The 22,119-nt window shown below is 59.8% G+C and carries 19 protein-coding genes and 2 pseudogenes; 6 read left to right on the forward strand and 15 right to left on the reverse strand.

Annotation, left to right across the window (positions count from 1 at the left end; all coding sequences use genetic code 11):
• Window positions 1–65 precede the first annotated feature (65 nt).
• A complete protein-coding gene (locus tag U5A67_RS30190; protein ID WP_321817197.1) occupies window positions 66–593 on the forward strand; it encodes a hypothetical protein in 528 nt (175 codons plus the stop codon).
• The gene (locus U5A67_RS30195) at window positions 559–1,311 is read left to right on the forward strand and encodes a nucleotidyl transferase AbiEii/AbiGii toxin family protein (RefSeq protein ID WP_321817198.1); all 753 of its coding nucleotides are present in this window, start codon (window positions 559–561) and stop codon (window positions 1,309–1,311) included. Before U5A67_RS30190 ends, U5A67_RS30195 begins: the two co-directional genes overlap by 35 nt.
• 210 nt (window positions 1,312–1,521) lie before the next feature.
• Here U5A67_RS30195 and U5A67_RS30200 read toward each other — a convergent pair whose 3' ends face one another.
• The 5 genes and pseudogenes from U5A67_RS30200 to U5A67_RS30220 form a co-directional block, all read right to left on the reverse strand.
• The gene (locus U5A67_RS30200; RefSeq protein ID WP_415767964.1) at window positions 1,522–1,632 is read right to left on the reverse strand and encodes a PepSY domain-containing protein; all 111 of its coding nucleotides are present in this window, start codon (window positions 1,630–1,632) and stop codon (window positions 1,522–1,524) included.
• Between the two features lie 185 nt (window positions 1,633–1,817).
• The gene (locus U5A67_RS30205) at window positions 1,818–2,105 is read right to left on the reverse strand and encodes a PAAR domain-containing protein (RefSeq protein ID WP_321817199.1); all 288 of its coding nucleotides are present in this window, start codon (window positions 2,103–2,105) and stop codon (window positions 1,818–1,820) included.
• A 27-nt stretch (window positions 2,106–2,132) separates the two neighbouring features.
• The gene (locus U5A67_RS30210; RefSeq protein ID WP_321959771.1) at window positions 2,133–3,236 is read right to left on the reverse strand and encodes a glycosyl hydrolase; all 1,104 of its coding nucleotides are present in this window, start codon (window positions 3,234–3,236) and stop codon (window positions 2,133–2,135) included.
• A gap of 86 nt (window positions 3,237–3,322) precedes the next feature.
• Window positions 3,323–4,240 (reverse strand): hypothetical protein, encoded by a 918-nt coding sequence (locus tag U5A67_RS30215; RefSeq protein WP_321817201.1) that lies wholly within the window; start codon window positions 4,238–4,240, stop codon window positions 3,323–3,325.
• Window positions 4,241–4,242: 2 nt separating this feature from the next.
• Window positions 4,243–6,917 (reverse strand): annotated as a pseudogene (locus tag U5A67_RS30220) (type VI secretion system Vgr family protein).
• A 383-nt stretch (window positions 6,918–7,300) separates the two neighbouring features.
• Here U5A67_RS30220 and U5A67_RS30225 point away from each other — a divergent pair.
• Window positions 7,301–7,852 (forward strand): annotated as a pseudogene (locus U5A67_RS30225) (IS110 family transposase); the annotation flags it as partial.
• 265 nt (window positions 7,853–8,117) lie between these two features.
• Here the strand turns inward: U5A67_RS30225 and U5A67_RS30230 are convergent.
• The 3 genes from U5A67_RS30230 to U5A67_RS30240 all read right to left on the reverse strand — a co-directional run bounded on the left by U5A67_RS30230 (window position 8,118) and on the right by U5A67_RS30240 (window position 10,447).
• On the reverse strand, window positions 8,118–8,813 hold the full coding sequence (locus U5A67_RS30230) for a DUF6250 domain-containing protein (RefSeq protein ID WP_321817202.1): 696 nt from the start codon (window positions 8,811–8,813) through the stop codon (window positions 8,118–8,120).
• A gap of 108 nt (window positions 8,814–8,921) precedes the next feature.
• Window positions 8,922–9,893, reverse strand: coding sequence for a FecR family protein (locus U5A67_RS30235; protein ID WP_321817203.1), 972 nt, complete (start codon window positions 9,891–9,893; stop codon window positions 8,922–8,924).
• Complete coding sequence (locus tag U5A67_RS30240) at window positions 9,890–10,447, reverse strand: sigma-70 family RNA polymerase sigma factor (protein ID WP_321817204.1); 558 nt, start codon at window positions 10,445–10,447, stop codon at window positions 9,890–9,892. Before U5A67_RS30240 ends, U5A67_RS30235 begins: the two co-directional genes overlap by 4 nt.
• A gap of 310 nt (window positions 10,448–10,757) precedes the next feature.
• Here U5A67_RS30240 and U5A67_RS30245 point away from each other — a divergent pair, with 310 nt between their 5' ends.
• The gene (locus tag U5A67_RS30245) at window positions 10,758–13,361 is read left to right on the forward strand and encodes a TonB-dependent receptor (protein WP_321817205.1); all 2,604 of its coding nucleotides are present in this window, start codon (window positions 10,758–10,760) and stop codon (window positions 13,359–13,361) included.
• A gap of 98 nt (window positions 13,362–13,459) precedes the next feature.
• Here U5A67_RS30245 and U5A67_RS30250 read toward each other — a convergent pair whose 3' ends face one another.
• A complete protein-coding gene (locus U5A67_RS30250; protein WP_321817206.1) occupies window positions 13,460–14,863 on the reverse strand; it encodes an oligogalacturonate lyase family protein in 1,404 nt (467 codons plus the stop codon).
• Between the two features lie 187 nt (window positions 14,864–15,050).
• A complete protein-coding gene (locus U5A67_RS30255) occupies window positions 15,051–15,350 on the reverse strand; it encodes a hypothetical protein (RefSeq protein WP_321817207.1) in 300 nt (99 codons plus the stop codon).
• Window positions 15,351–15,680: 330 nt separating this feature from the next.
• Between U5A67_RS30255 and U5A67_RS30260 the strand changes: the two genes are divergently transcribed.
• Window positions 15,681–16,991 (forward strand): dicarboxylate/amino acid:cation symporter, encoded by a 1,311-nt coding sequence (locus U5A67_RS30260; protein ID WP_321817208.1) that lies wholly within the window; start codon window positions 15,681–15,683, stop codon window positions 16,989–16,991.
• Window positions 16,992–17,088: 97 nt separating this feature from the next.
• On the opposite strand, the gene U5A67_RS30265 is transcribed toward U5A67_RS30260, so the two are convergent.
• A complete protein-coding gene (locus U5A67_RS30265; protein WP_277397966.1) occupies window positions 17,089–17,211 on the reverse strand; it encodes a hypothetical protein in 123 nt (40 codons plus the stop codon).
• 900 nt (window positions 17,212–18,111) lie between these two features.
• On the opposite strand from U5A67_RS30265, the gene U5A67_RS30270 reads away from it, so the two are divergent.
• Window positions 18,112–19,191 carry an aromatic ring-hydroxylating dioxygenase subunit alpha gene (locus U5A67_RS30270; RefSeq protein ID WP_321817209.1) on the forward strand — a complete coding sequence of 360 codons (1,080 nt, stop codon included), beginning with the start codon at window positions 18,112–18,114 and terminating at the stop codon, window positions 19,189–19,191.
• A gap of 96 nt (window positions 19,192–19,287) precedes the next feature.
• On the opposite strand, the gene U5A67_RS30275 is transcribed toward U5A67_RS30270, so the two are convergent.
• From U5A67_RS30275 to motA, 4 genes are all read right to left on the reverse strand, one after another.
• Window positions 19,288–19,764, reverse strand: a complete 477-nt coding sequence (locus U5A67_RS30275) for a PRC-barrel domain-containing protein (RefSeq protein ID WP_321817210.1) — start codon at window positions 19,762–19,764, stop codon at window positions 19,288–19,290.
• A 110-nt stretch (window positions 19,765–19,874) separates the two neighbouring features.
• Window positions 19,875–20,078 carry a hypothetical protein gene (locus tag U5A67_RS30280; protein ID WP_205987821.1) on the reverse strand — a complete coding sequence of 68 codons (204 nt, stop codon included), beginning with the start codon at window positions 20,076–20,078 and terminating at the stop codon, window positions 19,875–19,877.
• A gap of 85 nt (window positions 20,079–20,163) precedes the next feature.
• Complete coding sequence (motB, locus tag U5A67_RS30285) at window positions 20,164–21,192, reverse strand: flagellar motor protein MotB (protein WP_321817211.1); 1,029 nt, start codon at window positions 21,190–21,192, stop codon at window positions 20,164–20,166.
• A 46-nt stretch (window positions 21,193–21,238) separates the two neighbouring features.
• Window positions 21,239–22,108, reverse strand: a complete 870-nt coding sequence (gene motA, locus U5A67_RS30290) for a flagellar motor stator protein MotA (RefSeq protein ID WP_205987819.1) — start codon at window positions 22,106–22,108, stop codon at window positions 21,239–21,241.
• Between the last annotated feature and the right edge of the window lie 11 nt (window positions 22,109–22,119).

Consider the following 22,119-nt stretch of genomic DNA (forward strand, 5'->3'; position numbering starts at 1 on the left):
CGAAAAAATTGACCTAAAGATCAATTGGTCTAAAATTCGGGTTGAACAAATGTATGGAGGTCCCTATGAGCGTCGAACTCGATGCAGGGGCAGTACTTGGCCGGATTTTCGAGGAAGCGAAGGCCAAGGGACTGTCGCAGCGCGATCTGGCTGACCAGTCGGGGCTGACCGCCGAGGGGCTCTCGCGGTTGAAGAAGCGCGGCAAGGGCCGGCTTGACACCGTCGAGCGGCTCGCGAGCCTCGTTGGCATGCGACTGGAGCTTGTGCCGGTCGGTCAGCCGTCGGAGCGCCCCAACCAGCGGATCAAGCGCCCGCCAGCGTCCGCGGCGAGCTTTCGCGAACGTCACCCGGAACTTGTCTGGTCCAACAGCCGCGCTTCAAATGAAGTGTTTATTCAGCGCGCGTTGCTCGACCCGCGCTTCGATGTGATTCTCGATGCAGCCACCGAATTTGGCCCGTCCATAGTCGAGCGGCAATGGCGTGAGCTTGTTGACGCGGGATCGATCGAGGCCCGCCGCGCCGCGCCCACTACCGAGCGAATTTTGAGGCACATCCGTGATGGATACGAGCAAGCTACGCGACGACACGCGTGAAGTCTGGGAGGTCGTGCGCGACAGTCCGCTTCTCGCCGGCTTTGTGCTTATCGGCGGCACGGCCCTGACCCTTCGGATCGGGCACCGCATCAGCGAAGACCTCGATTTTGCCTATTTCGGTGGCGCGAGACTCCCTCGGCGGCGCATCGAGGCGCTCGCGGCTGAGGTGAAAACGCACGGCATCACCATGCGGTTGAACCAGAGTCCGCTGGCGCTGGAGGAGTTCCTCGAGTCCGGCCTTGATCTGGCCGATTACCAGATGAACTATGTAGCGATCGACACCGTCAAGGTGACTTTCGTGCGTCTCGATGAGTTGCCGAACCGGGTCTTCGAAAGTAATCAGCCGGCAGGTCCGCTGCGGGTCGCCACGATCGCCGAGATCTTCGAAACAAAGTGCTTCGTCTGTGCGGATCGCTCGAAAACCCGCGACTGGTTTGATCTCTGGGTTCTCATGACGCAGCACGGTTATACGATCGATGATTTTTATCAGGTCTTCCAGAAATACGATGCCGCCAACAAATTCGCCATCGCGGCGATGCGTTTGCGGTCGGGGCGGCCCGACCCAGGCGACGAAGGTTATGAGCAACTGCTGACGGCTGCGCCGACGCTGCCGGAGTTGACCAACTTTTTTGTTCGAGGCCTGGACGAACTGGAAGTCCAGTTAGCCGCCAAAGCCTTCAGGGCGATCCAGTGTAATCCCAAGCTCGACGTGGACTAGACGCCTGGTGCGCGTCGCCTCGGCGTGGGCGCAGTGAGACGCACCATATATAAGAAAGTCAGTTCGGCGGATAAACACGAACACGGCTTCCGCAACCTCGGGCGACGATCCGTGGCTCCTCACGCTGGAAGATACCGAGAGCAGGTTGGCTGCGTGCCGCGCACCGGATCTCGAGTCTTCTTCACGTTTCGCAGCGGCAAGGGGCAACGTTCATGGCTCGATGCCTGTTGCGACCATTGCCGTACCGGCCAGACCCAGCATGAAATACAGCGCACGGGTAGGCAGGTCCGCGAAGCGACCGATGTGCAACGCGTACAACATTCTCTAGTAAGTTGGATGGATGCCGATGCGTGAAATGATGTCTGGCGAAGGCTTCTAACCGGTGATGCTCGCACAAGCCATACGAATCCCGATCCAGCAGAGTGAATCCTCTGGGCGCGGGATAGTCGCGAGTACTTGCAAGACGAGCAACACCGGTTGCCATGCAGGTTGTGTGTTACAGGCTATCAGGCATCCACGGACATCGACTGCTGCGAAGAAACGAGCCTCGGCGGCGGATCGCAACTGCAAATGCACAGGTCGTCGCTCAACGCAGCATGTCGACCATCTGGCGCAGTCATTACCTGTCGTGGCCCATCACATTTGATTTTCCCGGTCGTTTCGCATGCCGGACATTGCACATCATCGCCTTCGTGAGCAACGTCGCGGCCTTCGAACCGGATCGACGTCGGAGCGGCGACTATCGTTCCGTTCGCAGTGGTCTTGTCGTCGTTGAGTATCAGATAGCGTTGCATGACTGGATCTGTTGGATGAGCCGTTGACTAGAATTGCCGTTTTTTCAGCGTATAAACAGACAACCCGTACTCTGTGTTCGTATCGGAATCGAAATAGCCACCGAACATCAACCCGTCATCCGATTGCCTCCACGACTTGCCCGCGTCGGTGCTGTACAGGCTGTAGTCCTGCGGGGCACCGCTGCCGCTGCTATCTGTTGCATAGGTGATCAGTACGCCTCGCGTACCAACGACCAGACCTCCCATGCTCAGAGGCGCGGCGAACTCATGAAGCTGATGTACTGCTGAGGGTTGTGCACTGTCCCACCTGGAGATAATCCCCCCTTGTCCCATTTCGTCGGAATGCGCGCCACGACTAGAGAGAGCGTAGACCATATAGCTATTCTCATCTTTTGACGTGGATTTCATGTCGACTACAGTTTGACCGGGCAATACGGTTTCCGGCTCAAACTGCTGGTCGCTCCAGCGAAGTCGATAAATTACGCTAGAGGCCTTGGTTTCCTTTAGTTCATTCACATAGTACGCAACACGTAATACCCCGTCCTGACTGAGGTCTACGCCATCGAAAGTCGCCCGCGGCTTTCCTTGGCTTGCAAGCGGGGGGGCGGGAATCTGTTGCCAGGACTCACCACCGTCGTTCGTTCGCCATACGTCTGGTCCCCAGCCAATCGCGTATCCACGCATTGTGTCGAGGAAAAGCAGGTGTCCTATATTGCGGCTTTCCGGCCACTTGAGTTGTGTCCAGGTCTTTCCGCCGTCTCTTGAACGCCAAAGTCTCGTCGTCTGGGGAGTCAGACCATCCGATGGAATGGGCGACGTATAGTCCATCCAACCGGTGCTAACAAACAAAGTGTTCCAGTCGTTCGAATACCACCATACTCCATCCTGCCCGGGTTCCGAAAACAGGCGCTCCAGTCGCCCGTTGATCGAACCTCTCAGGATACTGACTGTCCAGCGATTCATGCGCTGATTCGTGTCGCTCATCCATGCTTGCGTTGGCTCGGCGACATCAGGATTCGTGGACTCGCTCGCCGGCTTGAAGGTGATGACTGGACCCGCGACTTTCAGGCTTATCGCCTTGTCTCCGTGGATGACGAAGCTCCCGCCGCCATAAGGTTTTTCGTCCTTCATGAAATTCGTTGAGATGGTTTCCCAGCTACTCGACATTTTCTCGTATCCGTACGTTACGGCCGCCGCAACTAGCAACGCGCCACAAATCAATTTCCACCGCATGTCAGTGTGCAACTTCGGTTGAACTTGAAGGAAAGTAACCGCTGAACGGTATAGCTAACGGCATCGACACCTTGCCCGATGGCGTCCCCAGCCTCGCTTGTCCTCGTTTTCGCGACCACCCATCCGCTGTCTACGGCCTGCCCCCAGGTTCGCGAGTCTGCCCATTCCTGAATATTAGGCTGCATGGCGATTCTCGCCATATCAACGGGTCCTAGATCAGCCAGGCCACCATCGAGATACGCTAGTGGGTGTGTTTTGAACGCAAACGTTTTGAATGTCTCTTCGTTCAGTTCAAGCATGAATTGCGCAACAGACATATTAAAACTGCCATTACCCGGTTTGCGGCTGGATTGCCTGATGGCGTTGCCGCGCATGTTTTGGCTCAGCCCATCTTCCATGTTGGACTGAAGAAAAAATCGCGCACTTTTCAGCCATGCCTGACCTTTCGGGCTCAGTTTCGGATAGAGCTTCGCGCCATAATTCGAACAGTAGTAATAGCCGTAACTGACGTAGTAGCTAGGCGGGCGGTGGCTGCAACCGATGTGGCGCATCATGAAGTTCCCGTGCCTCGACCAATCCGAGTCTTCGCTGGGTGCCTGAATCAACGATTCTCGACGATTCAGAAGTTCCTGAAATGTCTTCTTGTCCTTGGCAGGCTCCCAGAATTCCGCCCAGTTCTTGACGGCCTCCCACGCGCTCGCGGTGCTAACCTTGGTCACGGTCTCCCAATATTCACCGTGCAGCGGCTGGTAGTAGTAAGGGCACGTTCCGATAAACGATTTCGCGGCGGGAGTCACAATCTTATTGCAGATGGCGACCGGTACTTTCGGCCGGACAGCGTAGCCGCTTGGCGTCAGCATGGACGATCCGGTACCCAACACGCCTGGTTGTTCATCTGCCATTTTCAGCCTTCGAGAAATTGAATCGTGACGTCTTTCGGGACGTGGCTCTGGGTAAGACCCGTCTCGCCAAGTGCATTGGTCTTTCCTTCCATGAGCAGGCTGTCTCCGGAAAACATCCGGAAACGGACATTGGAGGCGGGAATGTCGCTACCCGCCCAATGTGCGATAAATGCCTGATCGTAGTCCCCAGCATCTTCCGGCAAGGACGGCGACGACGTTGACAGGCTAGTCGGGCCAGCAAAAGAATGTTGCGCCCCTTTGATGTCGATCTTTCCGGGGGCGTGAATTTCAATATTGCCATCCTTGATCCGGATATAGGCTCCGCCAGAGGTCAACAGGATTTCCTGCTTCGCGGCTGCTTCGATATTTTCCGTCGCGGACAGCACCTTCAATGTCTTCTGCGCAGTGAGTTCGATATTGTCCGAGTGCGCCTGAATCTCGATCTTTCCTTTCGCCGCGAACCACTTCATTCCGGCGTTCTGTACGAAGAGGCTGATCTTCTCCGCGACGCTCGCCACCAGCGATTTCCCGCTCGCGATAAACGTGCCCTGTCCGCTTACGAAATTGATCTGTCTATCGCTCGCGACATGCACTGACTGCTGCGTTGACAGGGCAATACCAGACGGGCTTGCGACCAGCATCAAGGGCTCCTTGAAGGCATTTACATTGCCTGTTCCGCCACCGGCTGTTCTGCCTCCCGACTGCGAACCTTGCATGCTGTTCTGCGTCGCATCGGTGAAACGCTTTAACGCATCGTGCCCGACTTCAAGGCTTTCTGCCTGATGTTGACGGCTTGCCCGTGATAGCGACTCCATGGCGCTTTCGGCATTGATGAGTTGCTGCTGCGCTTCGCGCACGTCCATCTGCTGACTGTTCGCCGGCTTGGGATGGGTTGTGATGTACAGGCCCTGCGCGGCACTCACGGCACCATATGAATCCGCACTCAGCGCAAATCCGGAGCCAAGATACGAGCCACGTGTGTTGCCGCTTTGATCGATGAGATACCCGAGGTGGAGTTGGCTGTTGGCGGTGCTACTGAATAGCCGGGCGCGGTTTTGCCCCGTTGCATCGTCCAGAACCATTTCGTTGTAACCCGAGCCCGAATACTCTTTCGACCGGTAGCCCGACAAAATGCCGTTTGTATGCCAATGTGGCTGGACGCTCCCGTTGTAGACCCGATGGAGCACTATCGGGCGGTCGCAATCTCCGCCCACATAGCCAATCAACACTTCCTCGCCAACACGCGGAACGTGGACGCTCCCGTAGCCGCCACCAGTATCGGACTGCGCGACTCTAACCCAGCATGACGCGCCGGCGTCGCCGGAATTCTGGCGGTCCCAGACGAACAACACCTTCACCCGGTTCAGTTCGTCCGTATAAACTTCTTCGCCTCGTGGCCCGACAACAATGGCAGTCTCCAGATGCATCTGCGGCTTTTTGTGTTCGAACGGGCTGTGGTACGGCACCGTCACGCGCTGCGCCTCAACTTCGACCAGGTAGAAGCCTGTTGTTCCGTCTACGCAGGTGACGGTCTCTCCCGTGTTCCCCGATTTCAACCGTGACAATTCGTTCTGGAGACTGTGAGGAAAGCTCATCTCCTGATCAGATAGCGGCAGGTTGTTTTCGATGTAGCGCCGCACCTTGATCGCCGCGAATTCGCGCTGGCTAGCCTGATCGCAATCGTGCTGCGGATGACCGCCCAGCTCGAAGCGCCGTCCTGCGTCGATCGCGCGAACGCCACCCACCGCGAAGAATCGTTTGGCGCGAGATTCCCACTCTTCCAGGTGAATCTTCGAGAGATGTTCGCCGCGATCCTGGGACAGGTACGTGTAGGCGCCGGTGTATTCGTAGACTTCGGCCTGCTCTGGCAAGCTTCCCTGGTCGGGCATCGTCGGCAGGGACGTACCTTTGGGATTGACGGAGGAAGAGGGGGCCTTGTAGTCGAACGTACGCGTCGCATACGCGGTACTTTGTAAAGTCCGCGCCCCTGACCATTGTGTGAACGCATCCGTTTCGCTGCCTGTACCTGCCCGATAGAAGCTGACAGGATTCGGTGAGACCTCGTCGAGCGAATGGATATCGTCCGTGACGACGAGTGTATGCGACTTGCCGTCCGTAGCCTGTCGCCAGAAGCCGAACAGTCCTTCCTCCTCCATCAGGCGATGGACGAAGTTCCAGTCGGTTTCGCTCTGGCGGCAATACGAGCGTTCGGGCAGCGGCTTGCGCAAAGCAAACTGAAACTGGCCGCTTGCCTGCGGATGCATGTTGAATACGTCCGTGATGATGGTGTCGGCGCTCTTGTCCTGCCAGTACCGCATGTCGCTGCGGAAACGGAGGAAATGCATCCACGACGCGCAGGTCAATTGGTAACTGGAAAGGCTGCCATCTCCGCCTAGTCTGCGGGCGGTATGAATGTACCCGTTGATCGGGAGGTACGATTTGTCCGCCTGCTGGATCCACAGCGTCATGGGTTGCGCAATCAGCTTTTTAAGCTCGATGTCGCCTGCTGCGGAAACCATGTCGAGCGTGACACTGAAATCACGACCCAATTCAGAATAAATTACCGACCTGCAGGGCGAAAGCGCATTATCAGGTAATACTGGGATGTCTGTTCTTATCAGGCGGTCTTGCTGAACAATCCACCATGGATTAACTGAGACAAATCAGTTGGGTTCATGCGAATTCCATCTTTTTTGCGTGTTACCGCCTGACGCCGGAGTATTTGCCGCGCCGGTCGCCGGACATGTGGCGGCCTGATTCTAGATTTTATGGACCAATGATGTCAACGGAGCGGCCGCTAGAGATTCGCGAATTGATGCGATATCGTGCGTGAATATATTCTTGCTCAGAAATTAGGAAATTTAATTCATGATTTTACGCAGCAAGCATAAAGACGCGCGATATCGATGTGATATTTCGCGGTTGATAATCGAGCGATGGCATCTCTAGAGAGTGAAAGGGACTTCCCCGTCCCGAGGCTGCGGCGGAAGCCGCGAGTCGGCATCAATGTGCCAGGATGAAGTTGCGAACGTTCATCGATACCAGCGAGAGGGGAAATCCATGCCTATTGTCACTATCGGAATCGATCTTGCCAAGAATGTCTTCGCCGTTCACGGTGTGGACGAGATCGGCAAAGCGATGCTGATCAAGCCGCGTGTGCCGCGAGATCAACTGGTGGCGTTGATCTCGCAGTTGCCAGCGTGCCTCATCGGAATGGAAGCGTGCTTTGGCGCTCATCACTGGGCCCGTGTGTTTCAGCAGCACGGCCATACAGTCAAACTCATGGCGCCCAATCTTGTCGCGCCTTATCGCATGTCGGGCAAGCGCGGCAAGAATGACGCGGCGGATGCCGCCGCAATCTGCGAAGCGGTAACGCGACCGAGCATGCGTTTTGTCCCGCTGAAGGACGAACATCAGCAGGCGACGCTTTGCCTGCATCGGACACGACAGGGTTTCGTCGAAGAGAGGACTGCGACCTACAACCGGTTGCGAGGCCTGCTCTCGGAATTCGGTGTAGTGCTGCCACAGAGACCGGAGAAGTTGCGCAGATACATCACTGAACATCTGGACACTTTACCAGGCTGGGCGAAGCGTAGCATCAGCGACCTGCTTGTCCAGGGTGGCTACCGCGCAGGCATCACTTCATCGAGCGCGAAACTCAGCATCCGCTCGATCCTGCCTTAAGCGATGACGCGCAGTTGGGAATTCCTGCAGCCCAATATGGATGTCACCGTTTTTGAGCGGAATGGCGACGTAGTCATGAGTCGTGGTGCGATCGAGTTGGTGGTCTGTGCGCGCAGATCGCACTGGATGCGAGCCGTGCGCGCAATGTGGACGTTTGCCATTAGACGGTTCTTGCCACACATCCGTGGCACAGTCAGGGGAGTGGGCGAATCCTGAAGTCGCGAATCATCTGGCGCGATGCGGTCGAGCGAAAAGCAAACCAGCCCGACTCGGGCAGCGGGCCCGCAGCGGCAAAGCAGGGCGTGCCGTCGAGGTAAAAGCGCGTGCCGTTCGCATCGACGACGATGCGGACGCGATATGCGTGATTGGCGCGCAGCAGCCACGATGGGGTGGTGTATTCGGCGAGCAGGGGGCGCGAGGACGTACCGTTGTAGTGGCGAAAGCGTGTCGTTGTGTTGTCGTTGCCACCCACCCCAGCGTAGTACAGATCGAGCGCGTCGTAGTCGGAGAAACGCCCCGAGCCACCGAAAGGCGCGGTTCGCTGACCCTTCTGGGTTTTGCTTGCGAGCCAAAACTGGTTCAGATCCGAAACGCGATCATGCGGGCCGCCAGCATCGAGCACCATACGCGTATAGGTAATTTCATAGTGTCCTGATAGACGACGGTTGAGCCACACCGTCAGCCCGCGTGCGCTATCGAGCACAAGCGCATGCGATTGCGTGTAGACGGGATGGATGTGGCCAGCGTGCGCAGTGGCTTCCGCTTCGGCTTCGACGATCCAGCGCTGCGTGTTCAATGAGGCAAAATCGTCTTTTATGAGGACGGTCTGAGCGGCATATATAGGGGCCGCGGCCAGCAGCGTGAGCGCCGCGATCAAGGAGTTGCGCACGTGTTGAGTTCCGTCGTGTTGTTCGCTTGTTGCAGGGAGCAGCGTCGTTTGCGACTGCCATGATCCATGTGCAACGAGACGCGCGAACCGTCAGCGCAAAATAGATAGTTAGCTGAATACGCTGAGGTAGTCGCCGATCCGGGTTAGCTCAACAGGTGCGCTGTCTGCGACTTGCGTCAGCGCGCGCGGAACATCGTCGAGCAAAAAAACGCCGCTCACGCGCACATCGGCGGCTGCTCCCGTTACACGTATCACGCCCGTGGAATAGCGGTTGAAGACATCGACGAGCGCGTCCAGCGGCAAGTTGTCGGCGACGAAGATACCGCGCGTCCAGGCACTGACCAGTTCGAACGATTGGGCGAGCGGGCGCGGCCCGGCGGCTGAAAAGGCGATGCTTTCGCCAGCCGGGACACGCAACGGCGCGCGCCCCTGCTGCGACAGCCAGGCTTCTCCCGTGCGCACGGCCAGTACGCTATGCCGATGAATGCGTCCGACATCAAGCGTGCCGCCAACGGTCTCCACAAAGCCGTGCGCGGTTTCGATGCGGCGCGCAATGCCCGCATGCGAACCCGGCATCTGGACCAGGATCTGGCCAGTCGATACGCGTAGTATCTGGTCGCTCGATCCGGCCGTGCGATAGATATGACTGCCCGCGTCGATGGTCATGCGCGAGCCGTCGGCGAGATTGACCGTATTCCGCTCGCCGATGGCGCTGCGCCAGTCGGCGTCCAGCCCGAGCCGATGTGCGCCGCCGCGCACTGCGACGAAACCGAGCACGGCGGCCATGCTGCCGAAACCCGCACGCAGCAGCTTGCGGCGTTTTTCCGAGGGCACACGCAGCGCATCGGCCACCGCCGCTCGCTCGGTGACCGCTGCGGGACGCAGGCGGGCAAGCCGCGTTTGCAGCGCTTCCCATGCTTGAGCATTCGTATCGTCGCCTCGCCATGCTTCGAAATCGGCGTGGTCATGCGCGGTCAACGCGTCGTCGCGCAGCCGTACTTCCCATTCGATTGCCGCCCGCTGCGGCGAGCGGGCGGCCTGTATCGGATCATTCGCGCGGCGTCCACGCAGCATATTCATGCGATGTCGCAACAGAGCGCCAGCGCCTGGGCGATGTACTTGCGCACCATGCTCACGGAAACGCCGAGGCGCGCAGCGATGTCGGCGTATTTCATGTCTTCGAACTGGCTCAGGATGAATGCCTCTCGCGCTCGCGCGGACAACTGCTGTAGAGCCGCGTCGATCAACAGGATGTCCTGCACCGCTTCGAGCGCGACTTCGGGGGCGGGCGCGACTGGCTCCGGTGCGAGCGCGAGCCGCGCAAGGTAGGCGCGTTCGATATCGCGTCGCCTCCAATGCTCGAACGTCAGGCGCCGCGCGATGGTCGTGAGCAGGGCGCGCGGCTGACGGATCGTGCTGACGTCCGGATGGGCAGCAAGTTCTGTGAACGCGCTGGCGGCGAGATCCTCGGCATCGCTGCTGGAACCGACGAGACGATGCACGCAGCCCTTGAGCCAGCCATAGCTATGGCGAAATTCCTCGGTGAGAAAACGTTCGCGAGAGCGTGCCGTGCCGCAAGGCGTATCGGTTTCGACAGTGCGGCCAGTGAACAGGCTGTGGGATCGGGTCGCCATGATGGAGGGGGCTCAGGCAGGAGCGGCGATTCTAAAGTTGCTTGTTCAGTTCCCCAAAGCATGGTTTGTCGAATCGATATGACTCGCGCGCTACTGCGCAATCCACAAATGATTTTCTGCACGTCTCCGAAAAAGACGCGCGATCCGCCATTGTCTGCTGACGCTTTTGCGTGCTCGTTGCACATGTCAATCGTTCGAGTGTGCGCCGCGTTGATCGCTTTCCCCGCTGCCGCGCGCCGGAACGACGATGAAACAAGAGCGCCAAAACACCGAAACAGTAACGAAACAACTACGCAACGACAGGCACAACGTGAAACGAACCCGCAACCCGGTCCAGCCACCAGGCGCGCGCCGACCTTCGAGCGCAATTGGCGCGCTCGCCGCTGCACTCCTTTTCGTGGCAGGCGCAGCGCTCGCGCAGGACACCGCCACGCACCAGTTCCATCTGGCGGCACAGCCGCTCAATCGCACGCTGCTTTCCATTGCGGCGCAAAGCGGCGTGGCGCTGAGCTACGATCCGAAGCTCGTCGAGACTGTCACGGCGGCGCCGGTGAGCGGCGAACTCACTGCACAAGGCGCGATCGCGCAGGCGCTCAAGGGAACCGGTCTCGAAGTCGTAATCACGGATAGTCACGCGTTAAGCGTGCGGCGCGTAGCGAGCGCCACGGCGACGGAGGATGCGCGCCCAAAAGTTGACCGGCCGAAGCGGCCGGCGCCCCCAACCGCAAGCACCGAGGTGAGCACGACGCAACTCGGCACCGTAACGGTGAGCGCCGCACGCACGCGGCGCGAAGACCCGCAGCGCGCGCCCACTTCTAGCTACCGCGTGACGGGCAGCGAACTGCAACAGCAGCACATCACGTCGCTTGCCGATCTTCAACAGCTCGTGCCGGGGCTGAACGTACAGAGCACCGATCCGTCCGACACGCAGATCACGATTCGCGGCATCGGCGACGGCGGCGGCCAGACCAGCGGCGAACAGAACATCGGCATGCCGAGCAGCGTGGCCGTGTATCTCGACAACGTGTATCTGCCGCGCCCGGGCATGCTCGCGGGTGCGCTCGCCGATGTCGATTACGTCGACGTGCTGAGCGGCGCGCAAGGCACGCTGTTCGGCGCGAATTCCACGGGTGGCGTGATCGATATTCATACACCGTTGCCCAGTTTCAAGCTGACCGGCTCTGAGAGTCTCTCGATTGCCGAGCGCGGCACCGTGCTCAATCACACGATGCTCTCCGGACCGATCTCCGACACAGTCGCGGGCCGCATCGATTACGTGCATAACAGCACGAACGGCGATGTGACCAACATCTCCAACGGACATACGCTCAACGGCAACGCGAGCAACGCCGTGCGCGGCCAGTTGTTGATCCGGCCCAGCAGCCAGTTCAGCCTGCGCCTGAGCGCCGACTACGACAACGAAAACGGCTCGCCGACACCGGTGCTCTACGGCTCGAGCGCGGTCAATGGCGTCAATTCTTTTCTGACTCATTCGGCGAAGGTGGGCAATAACGTGGTCTACGGCGGCAGCGATCATGTCGTTGCGCTGGACGACGAAAACAGCTTCCATCTCGTGCAGGGCGGCGCTTCCGCCGAGGCGAACTATCGCTTCGACAACGGCTACAACCTGCGTTCGGTTAGCGCGTATCGCTACTTCAGCTCCGTGCCGTCCACCGCAGACAGCTTGAGCGTGCCGGTCTACGCAAACAGCGGCACGCAGTTTCTCGACCGTTCGTGGCTGCAGGATGTGCGCCTCGATTCGCCAAAGGGGAAGTATTTCGACTTTGCGCTGGGCGCGACCTATATGGGCGAAAACCAGTCGACTCAGGCCTTCACGCGCTATGCCGATACGACCTTGCCGAATGTCTATTACGACTCCAGCATCTATGACGGCCTGACCGTGATTCGCGACGGCACGCTGCACGACGAAACGTGGTCGGGTTTCGGGCAAGGCACGTTTCACGCGACGCCGCGTCTGGATATCACGGCGGGGCTGCGTCTCACGTACGACAAGAAGGGCGGCCAGTTCGTGCGCTACAACAAGCAGGCGTTCAACTCGGGTTATCTGACCCAGTACAACACGCTGCCCTCGGCGACGCTGAATTTCAGGTATCTGATCACGCGCGAGCTTTCCAGCTATCTTGCGCTTTCCTATGGCGAGAAGGCGGGCGGCCTCAATGTGTCTTCGGGAGCGGCGGCGAAGGAAGGGCTCGATTCGCTCGTGATCCGGCCGGAGCGCACCAAGAGCGCGGAGCTCGGAATCAAGGGCACGTTGCTCGACGGCACGCTGAACGCAAAAGCCGACGTGTTTCTTACCTACGTCAACGACTTCCAGACGCAGGGCTACGACCCGACGACGCAATCGACGTATCTCACGAACGCGGGCACGTTCCGCTCGCGCGGCGCTGAGTTCTCGCTGCAATACACGCCCGACGATCACGTGCTGTTGCAAACATCGGCGGTCTATAACGATGCGCGTTATCTCAACTATCACCATGCGATCTGCCCACCCGAAGTCACGCTTGGACCGGCTGGCTCGACGGCGGTTTGCGATCTGACTGGCAATCAGGTTTTTAACGCACCCAAGCTGACTTTCAATGCGACAGCGCGTTATACGTGGCATACGCTCAACGGGTTGAACTCGTACGTCAGCGCCCGTTATTCGTATCGCACATGGACCTACGGTACGGTTGACGATTCGTCGTTCGCGCGCATTCCTGGCTACGGATTGGTGGCGATCTCGGCGGGGACGGGCGGCAAGTTCAGTCGCGGTAGCTGGACCGCTTCGGTTTGGGTCAACAACCTGTTCAACAAGACCTACTACCGTCGTCTGGTCGAAAGCGATTACGGGTCGGTGGTCGGCTGGATTGGCGAGCCGCGCACGATTGGCGGCACGCTGACTTACCAGTTCTAAGGCTCCCACCAATCCGGCAGATCAACGCCGGATTGAGGATGTCTCAAGCTGCGGAGCGTGGCCAGAACGGTCCACGCTCCTTTCATTGCGACGCGAAATCAATGAGCCGGAGTGAGCGGGACAGAGCGCGCTACTTCGACCGCAAACACGTAGGTCGGGCCGAACATGTTCGAACGGAAGATCAGATATTTGCCGTCGGGCGTGAAGCGCACGTTCGGCTCCAGGCGGTAGTCGTGGCTGGACATGTTGACGACCCGCTCAGCCTTCAGGCGGCCCGGCTGGATCAGATTCTCGCCGAGGCTGCGATCATCCTGTACGAGTTCCGGGCGGAACAGATAGATCCACTGCGCGCCGCGCGTCGTGCTGCCGTCTCCCGCGAATAGCGTGCCGTCGGCCGAACGAGTAAAGTGAATCGACGATTCCTGCTGGTCGTAGTGATACCAGATCCGCTTGCCGTTCCCGACGTTATAGCTGGCGACGAACGCGTCGATGCCTTCCGGAAAGTGCAGGTCGTACCAGATGTTGCCGCTGTTGTCCCACCACTGGTGGCCGCTGCCCTCCATCGCCATGATGCGCGGGTCGATGTGCCGGTTTTGCGACCCGTCGGTGCGGATCGTCCAGAGCTTCTCCACCTGCTGCCATGCGCCCTGATGGGCGTACATCAGCAGCGTCGGGTCGGTGGGTGAGAACTGCAGGTGATCGATCCAGTCCGAGCTGGCGAAGACGGGCTTCGTGCGGCCGGTTTTCAGATCGACGGTGAACACGATCATCGGCAAACGCGCTGCCAGCCGCCTGGCCATTTTTTCCTGTTTGTTGAGCGGCTCGGCGACCCAGTCCGTGGGCGTGGCCTGGCCTGCCTGGCGGCCGTTGAAATCCTCGCCGTCGCCGACGATGTAACTGCCCACACCGAGGGTTTCGTCGGCGTTGATCGAAAAAATGCCCGCGCGGCGTGGCAGGTCGGCGACTTTGTGCTGCGTGCCGGTATCGATATCGGCAGCCCAGAGCGACGCCGATTTCGGATCGTCCGGGGAACCCTTGAAGTAATAGACTGTGGGTGTTTTTCGGCCCACAACGACGGCGCCGGGACCACCTCCGACCGGGCCGTCCACCAGCAGACGCGAAGTGAAGGTCGTCAGATCGACTACGCCGATGCCATGGTCGGCCGTGGTGTACACCATGCGCTTTCCATCGGGCGTAAATGCATTGATGTTGAAGTACAGGCTGGCCGATCCGGGCTCATCGGTCAGGCGAATGACACGATGACCGGTATCCGGATCGATCCAGTTGCGTGGCGGTGCCGATGGTGCTTCGCTTGCCAGTGCAACGGAACAGAATGAGAAAATTGCGAGGCTTGAGCAGAAGCGGTTCAACCGTATCAGGAACGTCGTCATGGGAAACTCAAAAGAAGGTGGAATGACCCCCGCGCGGCGCGCGAGGCACTCGACCTTCTTGTGCAACGGGGAGCGAAAAGCGTCAGCGCGTACAGTTTGCTTCGTGATCAATGTGGATCCGGAGTTCAAGCTGCTCTATGGCATTTCGTTTGGTTCGTTCGATTCGTTTCGTAATCCCGACGAGGACCACTCGGTGGCTTACCACTGAGCAGGCGTGCATCGCCGCTGCGTGCGTCGACGCGCAGGAAGGGATTGACGCAAATTGGGAGGCTGCCTGGGAGTTTGACGCACGACGTTCTCATTGACCCGGGCGGCTAACCTCCCATCTCGGCTGTATCGTCACTTTTGCCAGCTGCTGGTAATACGCAACGAAGCCAATGGCGGCTGGCGTCGCGGTCGCATCGACCGGCAAAGTGGGGATTTTCAGTGCCGTCACTGTGATCACATAGAGATGCGTGTCGCCCTGCGGTGGGCAGGGTCCGAGATACACGTTCTGTCCCGCGTCATTGCGGATCGGCAGCGCTCCGGTCGGTAATTTCGCGACATCGTTACCGGCACCTGTTGCGAGCGAGTGAACGGACGCGGGAATATCGGCCACGACCCAGTGTGGTTACATTTATCGTCCAGAGTCGCTGAAGCTTGCATACGTGTTGCGGGAGCTATTGCCGCCGGAATCTTCTTAAACCCAATATTCTGCGTGAATTGAGCTACTTGCACCCCGATCAATTTTGTTCAAATGAGCTAATTCTTGGAGCTGGTTTGTTTGTGCCAAACCAGAATTCGTTTGCGTACCAGACCCGAGCTCTCCCCACCCACCAGGGTTTTTGATAAGTTTGCAACACTTGATGCGAAGAAGTAGAGTGTCGCAACAATTGGATTACTGGTCGGAATGTAGGGCCGCATTGGACGGCCGAGGAGAGTGGACGCTATGAAACGTATGAAGCTGACGACCTGGATCGTCATCGGCATGGTGCTGGGGATTGCAACCGGCTACGCGTGCCATCGAGCGATTGCCGATGAGCCGACGCTGAAATCGGTCGCCGACGCCTTTGGCCTCGTCACGGACCTGTTCCTGCGCCTCATCAAGATGATCGTCGCGCCGCTGGTGTTCACGACGCTCGTGGTAGGCGTGGGCAAGATGGGCGATGCGAAGGCGGTCGGACGTATCGGTGTGCGAACGATTGCCTGGTTTCTTGGCGCGACTTTTGTTTCGCTGCTGCTGGGCGCGCTGATCGCGAACTGGCTGCAACCGGGTGCGAGCCTGAATCTGCCGTTGCCCGATTCGCACGCGGCCACCGGTATTCAGGCCGGTTCGATCTCGCTCAAGGAGTTCATCACGCATCTCGTGCCCAAGAGCGTCGTGCAGGCCATGGCCGAAAACGAAATTCTGCAGATCGTTGTGTTCGCAGCTTTCTTCAGCCTCGGCATCATTGCGATTGGCGAGCCTGCGCAAGGCATCGTCGCGCTGTTCGAGCAGATTTCGGCGGTGATGTTCAAGGTCACCGGCTATGTGATGGCTTTCGCGCCGGTAGCGGTATTTGCGGCGCTCGCGCACGTGGTCGCGATTCAGGGCTTGGGCGTGCTGTTGAGCTACGGCACGTTTATGGGTGTGTTTATCGGCGCGCTGGTGTTGTTGTGGTGTGCGATTGTGGGCGCGGGCGGGCTGGTGCTGGGCGCTCGCGTGTTCGGTCTGGTGCGCGCCGTGCGTCTGCCGATGCTGCTGGCGTTCAGCACGGCGAGCAGCGAATCGGCGTATCCAAAGCTGCTGGAACAACTCGAACGCAGCGGCGTGCCGCGCCGCATTTCAAGTTTCGTGCTGCCGCTGGGCTATTCGTTCAACCTCGATGGATCGATGATTTACTGCACGTTCGCCACGCTGTTTATCGCTCAGGCCTACGGCATTCATCTGTCGTTCATGGAGCAGGCCACCATGCTGGCGATCCTGATGCTCACGAGCAAGGGCATGGCGGCGGTGCCGAAGGCCTCGCTTGTGGTGATCGCAGCTACGCTCGGCCAGTTTCATATCCCCGAAGCTGGCCTGCTGCTGATCATGGGCGTGGACACGTTCCTCGACATGGGCCGCACGGCCACCAACGTGCTTGGCAACAGCGTGGCCGCGGCGGTGGTGACGAAGTGGGAAGGGCAGCTTGGCCCCGTGCTCAGCGACGACGAATACGACGCGCTGCTTGGCGAACGGGAGCGCGAAGCGGCCGGCTCTGGGCCGCGCGTTCTGGCCTGAGCGATATTGGCACAGAAGTACTCAGGGCTTGCGGCCGAAAGCGGCGCGCAGGCCTTTGCGAAGTGTTTCCAGCGGCGCTCACGATGTTAGCGGCCGTTCAACACCACACCACGCGGTCGTACGCCACGGTACGCCGATAGACGTTCTTGCCGCGCCAGCTCGAGAACTCCATGTAGGCACATTCGAGCACCAGAATCCAGTTCGTTACGCGCATCGCCATCCCCATCGTTTGATTGAATGCAGAACCAGTCTAGGGCCGCGTCATGCGAGGCGAATCCTCGAGCAAGCGCGGTTTAACCGCTCAGTTCATGCAATTCATGCCGGATGCCGCGCCGACCCGACGCAATTTTTACCGCTTTTTCGTGCATTTTCCGTGCAGCAGGCCGGTGTCTCACCATGTTGCACCGCAACTGCGATGCCTGGTTTTTGCACACAGGCTGGGCCGCGGTTCGGGCCCTTTGTCGGTCAGGCGACGATTGCGGCGCATTCCTGATCTGCACTCATCCTCGCACGCCATTCGCGTTCGAACCGTGCGCTTGCGGACGTTGGCGAGCAGTCCGGCGGCGATTTCGTTGCGCGGACACCCGATGCGGCGACTATTCCGGAGCGCGATCTGGCGTTTAAACGCGAATCCCGCACCGCAAAAAGGCGGGTCATCGTGCCCTTATCCGTCAAGATCGCCGCGTTTTCGGACAGCGACGTCGCACGACGAAAACGAGCCGCTATGCTTGGTTTGTCGCATCGCACGCGCCTGCTGAACGACTCGCCGGCAGGCCGCGTTAGGCGATGATTTCCTTTCGTTTCATTACCCGGATTACCCAGATTTCCCCGGATTCAGCCGATGCGCGCGTCGCTCGCGCGCTCGCGAGTGGTCCCGAGATGGCCTCCCCCGCCGTCTCGCTCTTCGCCTGCCGTGTCCGCGAGGGACGGCAGGCTTTTTTCTGGTGCGGAGCATTGCGGTGCGAGTGCGGTTCGGCGTGGGATTTCGCGTGCGGTTGTCTGCGCGCGAAGCTGTCGTGCGGCTGGCGCGCGTATTAGACTGGCGCGTCATGCTTGTAGGGCGCCATCGCGCCTATGAGTTTTTACGTGCTATCCATGCACGCATTACCGCACGAACTTCATGCTCAAGAATCTCTGGTACGTCGTGGCCGCATCGGCCGATTTGCGCGACGCGCTGTTGCCCGTCACGGTGCTGGGGCATCGCTTTGTCGCGTATCGCGATGCGGCTGGCACGGCGCGTCTGCTGTCCGATATCTGCGTGCATCGCGGCGCTTCGTTGAGTGCGGGGCGGCGCGTGAACGGCGAGGTGCAGTGCCCGTATCACGGTTGGCGTTATGGCGGCGATGGCGTTTGCACGCATATTCCCGCGCAGCCGCAGGCGCGCGTGCCGGTGAAGGCGCGCGTGGATGGTTATCCGGTGATCGAGCGGCATGGCTGGGTGTGGGCGTTTATCGGCGATCTGCCGGAGGGCGAGCGGCCGCCGTTGCCCGCGCTCGATTGGGCCGACGATCCTGACGTGCGTGTTGTGCATGGCACGTTTGACTGGCGCGCAAACTGGGAACGCATCGTGGAGAACGGGCTCGATTTTGCGCATGCGCCGTTTGTGCATGGGACTTCTTTTGGCGCGCCGGATCGGCCGGAAATCGACAGTTTCGAAGTGAGTGGCGCCGACGAGTGGGGCGCGCATGCGCGCATTCTCATGCAGCGGCCGGTGCGCAAGGGCTTATTGCGGCGTAGGCTCACCGGCGAACATGTCGATGTGGTCACGCAGACCGGTTTTCATTTGAGCGGGCCGTGTGCCACGCTTGAATTGACGCTTGGGAATGGGTGGCGGATTTTTATCGCTTCAGCGCATGTGCCGGTTGATGCACTGCGTACGCGCACTTACTGGATGATGGGGCGGACTTTTCTGAAGCAGGCCGTTTTTGATGGGCGCTTCCGAGCGCGGAATCTGCGGATTTTCGCTGAGGATCATTCCGTGCTCGAGCGGATTCGGCCGGAGTGTGTGCCGGATGGGTGGCAGAGCGAGGTATCGGTGAAGTCGGATGCTTTGCAGATTGCCTTTCGGCAGAGGGTCAGCGGCCTCGAGGCGCGTGGGTGGAGTGTCGGCGATGCGGCTGTTGCTCAGATGAAGGTGGTCAAAGTGATTGGCGGGCCTGCCAGGCGGGAAGGTGGGGCTTGGGCGTTGGACGCTTGCTGAGGTTCTTTTTGGGGCGGTGTCGGCATTTCCGTGTGTGACGCGAAAACAAGGAAATGCCAACTCCGCCATAAACACCCAAAAAACACGCGCAAAAAATCAATGCATCCCGGCATCATCCCGCGGAGGCACCACCGGATCGACCGCCTCCCAATAAGGCTCGCTACCGTAATAAGCGTGCACAGTACTGCCCCACTTGGCGTCCGCCATAGCTGGCCATTGATCCTTATCGAAGCCCGGCGCACTCCTGACCCTCTCCGCCGACACATTCAGCAAAAAGCACTTCCGGCTGGTATCGAGCGTCAACGCTCCCCAGGGAATCGCCAGAAGCTTATCTCCGATCCCCAGAAAGCCACCGCCCGACATCACCACATAAGCGATTCGTCCGCTTTGCACGTCGAGCATGATGTCCTTCACCTTGCCGATCTCTTCGCCATCCGAACTTAAAATCTTGTCGCTATCGAGCGTACTGGCCGCCATGACATCCGGCCCTGGCCCGGCAGCCGTCGACTTTCCCTTGCCGACAATACGCGCACCGTTTCCCGTGGGCATGGGGTTAGGAGTAAAGGTAGGCATGTCCGTCTCCTTGCGTGAGGCACTCCATTGAGTTCGGCCGGGCTATCGTGCCCCGGCCGCCGTGCCTTCTCTAGCGCAATGTGCGTGCCGCACGCGCAATTCGAAACGCTTCAGCCTACCGGCGTTTCCCCTTCGCCCGGCTGCTTGCCCGGACGGTCCGCAGGCGACTGCTTGCGCCCTTCGTCGTGACGTTCCGGCATCTTGCTGCGCTCGTCGTCGTTATGTTGCGCGGGCTTGGGATGACGCAACGCTTCTTCGTGTGCGCTATCGTCGCGGCTCTTCTGTTCGCTGTCCTGCTGGGTATTCGCATTCATGGCATCGCTCCCTTGATGGTCAATCGATGTTCAGCCGGCGCGCTGCCGGTCGATGCATGCTTGCCGAGCAAAGCCTGCGCCCGCGTTACGAGGTCGTGCCCGGTTTCGCGTTGTTTGCAACACTGTTGAGCGCGCCGATTTTAGGACCCGTCGCCGCTCCAATTCCCACGCCAGCTTGCACACGCGCGGCCGCGCCAGCGCCCCCGGCAGTCAGATGCCCCGCGTTCTCGAAGAACGCGCGCTCGGCCGCCTGGTTCATCACCAGAATGCTGATGCGACGGTTCAACGGGCTATCCGATTCGCCCTTATCGAGCGGCAGCACATCGGCCAGCCCGCGCACCTGCAGCAGCCGGTCCTCGCGCAGATGGCCGGCCACCAGCGCGCGCCGCGCGGCATTGGCGCGTTCGCTCGACAATTCCCAGTTCGAGTAGCCAGCGAGGCCGCCGGAATAGGGCACCGAATCCGTATGGCCCGCGATTGAAACGCCGCTGTCGACGTCGTTCAACGCACTGCCGATCTCGACGAGAATCGTGTACGCGTAGTCTTCCAGCTTTGCGCTGCCGGTTGCGAACATCGGGCGTTTGAGCGAGTCGACCAGTTCGATGCGCAAACCTTCGTCGGTGATGGTCACGCGGATCTGGTCCTTGAATGCGCTCAGCGCGGGCTTTTGCTCGATCAGCGCGGAAAGCCGCGCTTTCAGTTGCGCGAGCCGCGCCTTGTCGGCCGCCTCGCTGGGCGCGATGGACATCTGCACCGCGCGCGTAGCCTGCGGTTGCGCATTCGCGCCGCCCACGGCCGGCAGTTTGTTCGACAGATCGTGGCCGCCGCCGTTGATGATGCTTGGGCTGGGATTCGCCGAATTCGGTTTGCCGCCCAGCATGCTCGAAAGCGGCGTGTTGAAGTACTTTTCGATGCCGTCGCGATCGTACTGCGAGGTCGAACCCAGCAGCCACATGAGCAGGAAGAACGCCATCATCGCCGTCACGAAGTCGGCATAGGCGATCTTCCATGCGCCGCCGTGATGACCTTCGTGACCCGCCTTTTTCACACGGCGCACGATGACCGGCGCCTTGCTGCTCTGGCCGTCCTGCGCGCCGCGCTGTCGTTCTGCCATGTCGTTCTCCTGAATTGTCTGCGCTGCCGTTACACAGTGCGCCGGGTTACGCGGCCTTAGGCGTCTTGGTCGCGCGCACCGTTTCGTCGAGCTCCTGGAAGCTCGGACGATCCGCCGTGAACAGCACCTTGCGGCCGAACTCCACCGCCACCGGCGGCGCATAACCTGCGAGCGACGCCAGCAGCACAGCCTTCACGCACTGATACGGCTTGGACGCCGCACGCCCCTTGGCATTGAGCAGATCGGCGATCGGGCCCACGAAGCCATAGGCGAGCAGAATGCCGAGGAACGTGCCCACGAGCGCGCCCGCAATCATTTCGCCGAGCACGGCGGGCGGTTGACCGACCGAGCCCATGGTGTGCACGACGCCCATCACCGCCGCGACGATGCCGAAAGCGGGCAGGCCGTCGGCCATCTTCTGGATCGCGTTGGGCGCGACCGAGACTTCGGCGTGGTGCGTTTCCAGTTCCTCGTCCATGAGGTCCTGCATTTCCATCGGATTCACGTTGCCGCCCGACATCATACGCAGATAGTCGACGATAAAGTCGAGCAGATGATGATCGGCCAGCACGCGCGCGTACTTCTGGAAAATCGGGCTGCTGTCGGGCGCTTCGATATCCGCTTCGAGCGCCATCATGCCTTCCTTGCGCGCCTTCTGAAGCAGTTCATAGAGCAGCGCGATGAGTTCCAGGTATTGCGCCTTGGTATAGCCGCCGCCCTTGAAACACGAGGGAATGGCCTTGAGCGTCTTGCCCAGCGTCGAGCGCGGATTGCTCACCACGAACGCGCCCAGCGCCGCGCCGAAAATACATAGAAGTTCGAACGGTTGCACGAGTGCGGGCAGATGGCCGCCCACACCGACAAAGCTACCGATCACCGATCCAAGGACCACGATCCAGCCGATTGCGACGAACATGATGTTTTCTT

It is taken from the genome of Paraburkholderia sp. J69-1 (genome assembly GCF_905220255.1).
Taxonomy (GTDB): domain Bacteria; phylum Pseudomonadota; class Gammaproteobacteria; order Burkholderiales; family Burkholderiaceae; genus Paraburkholderia.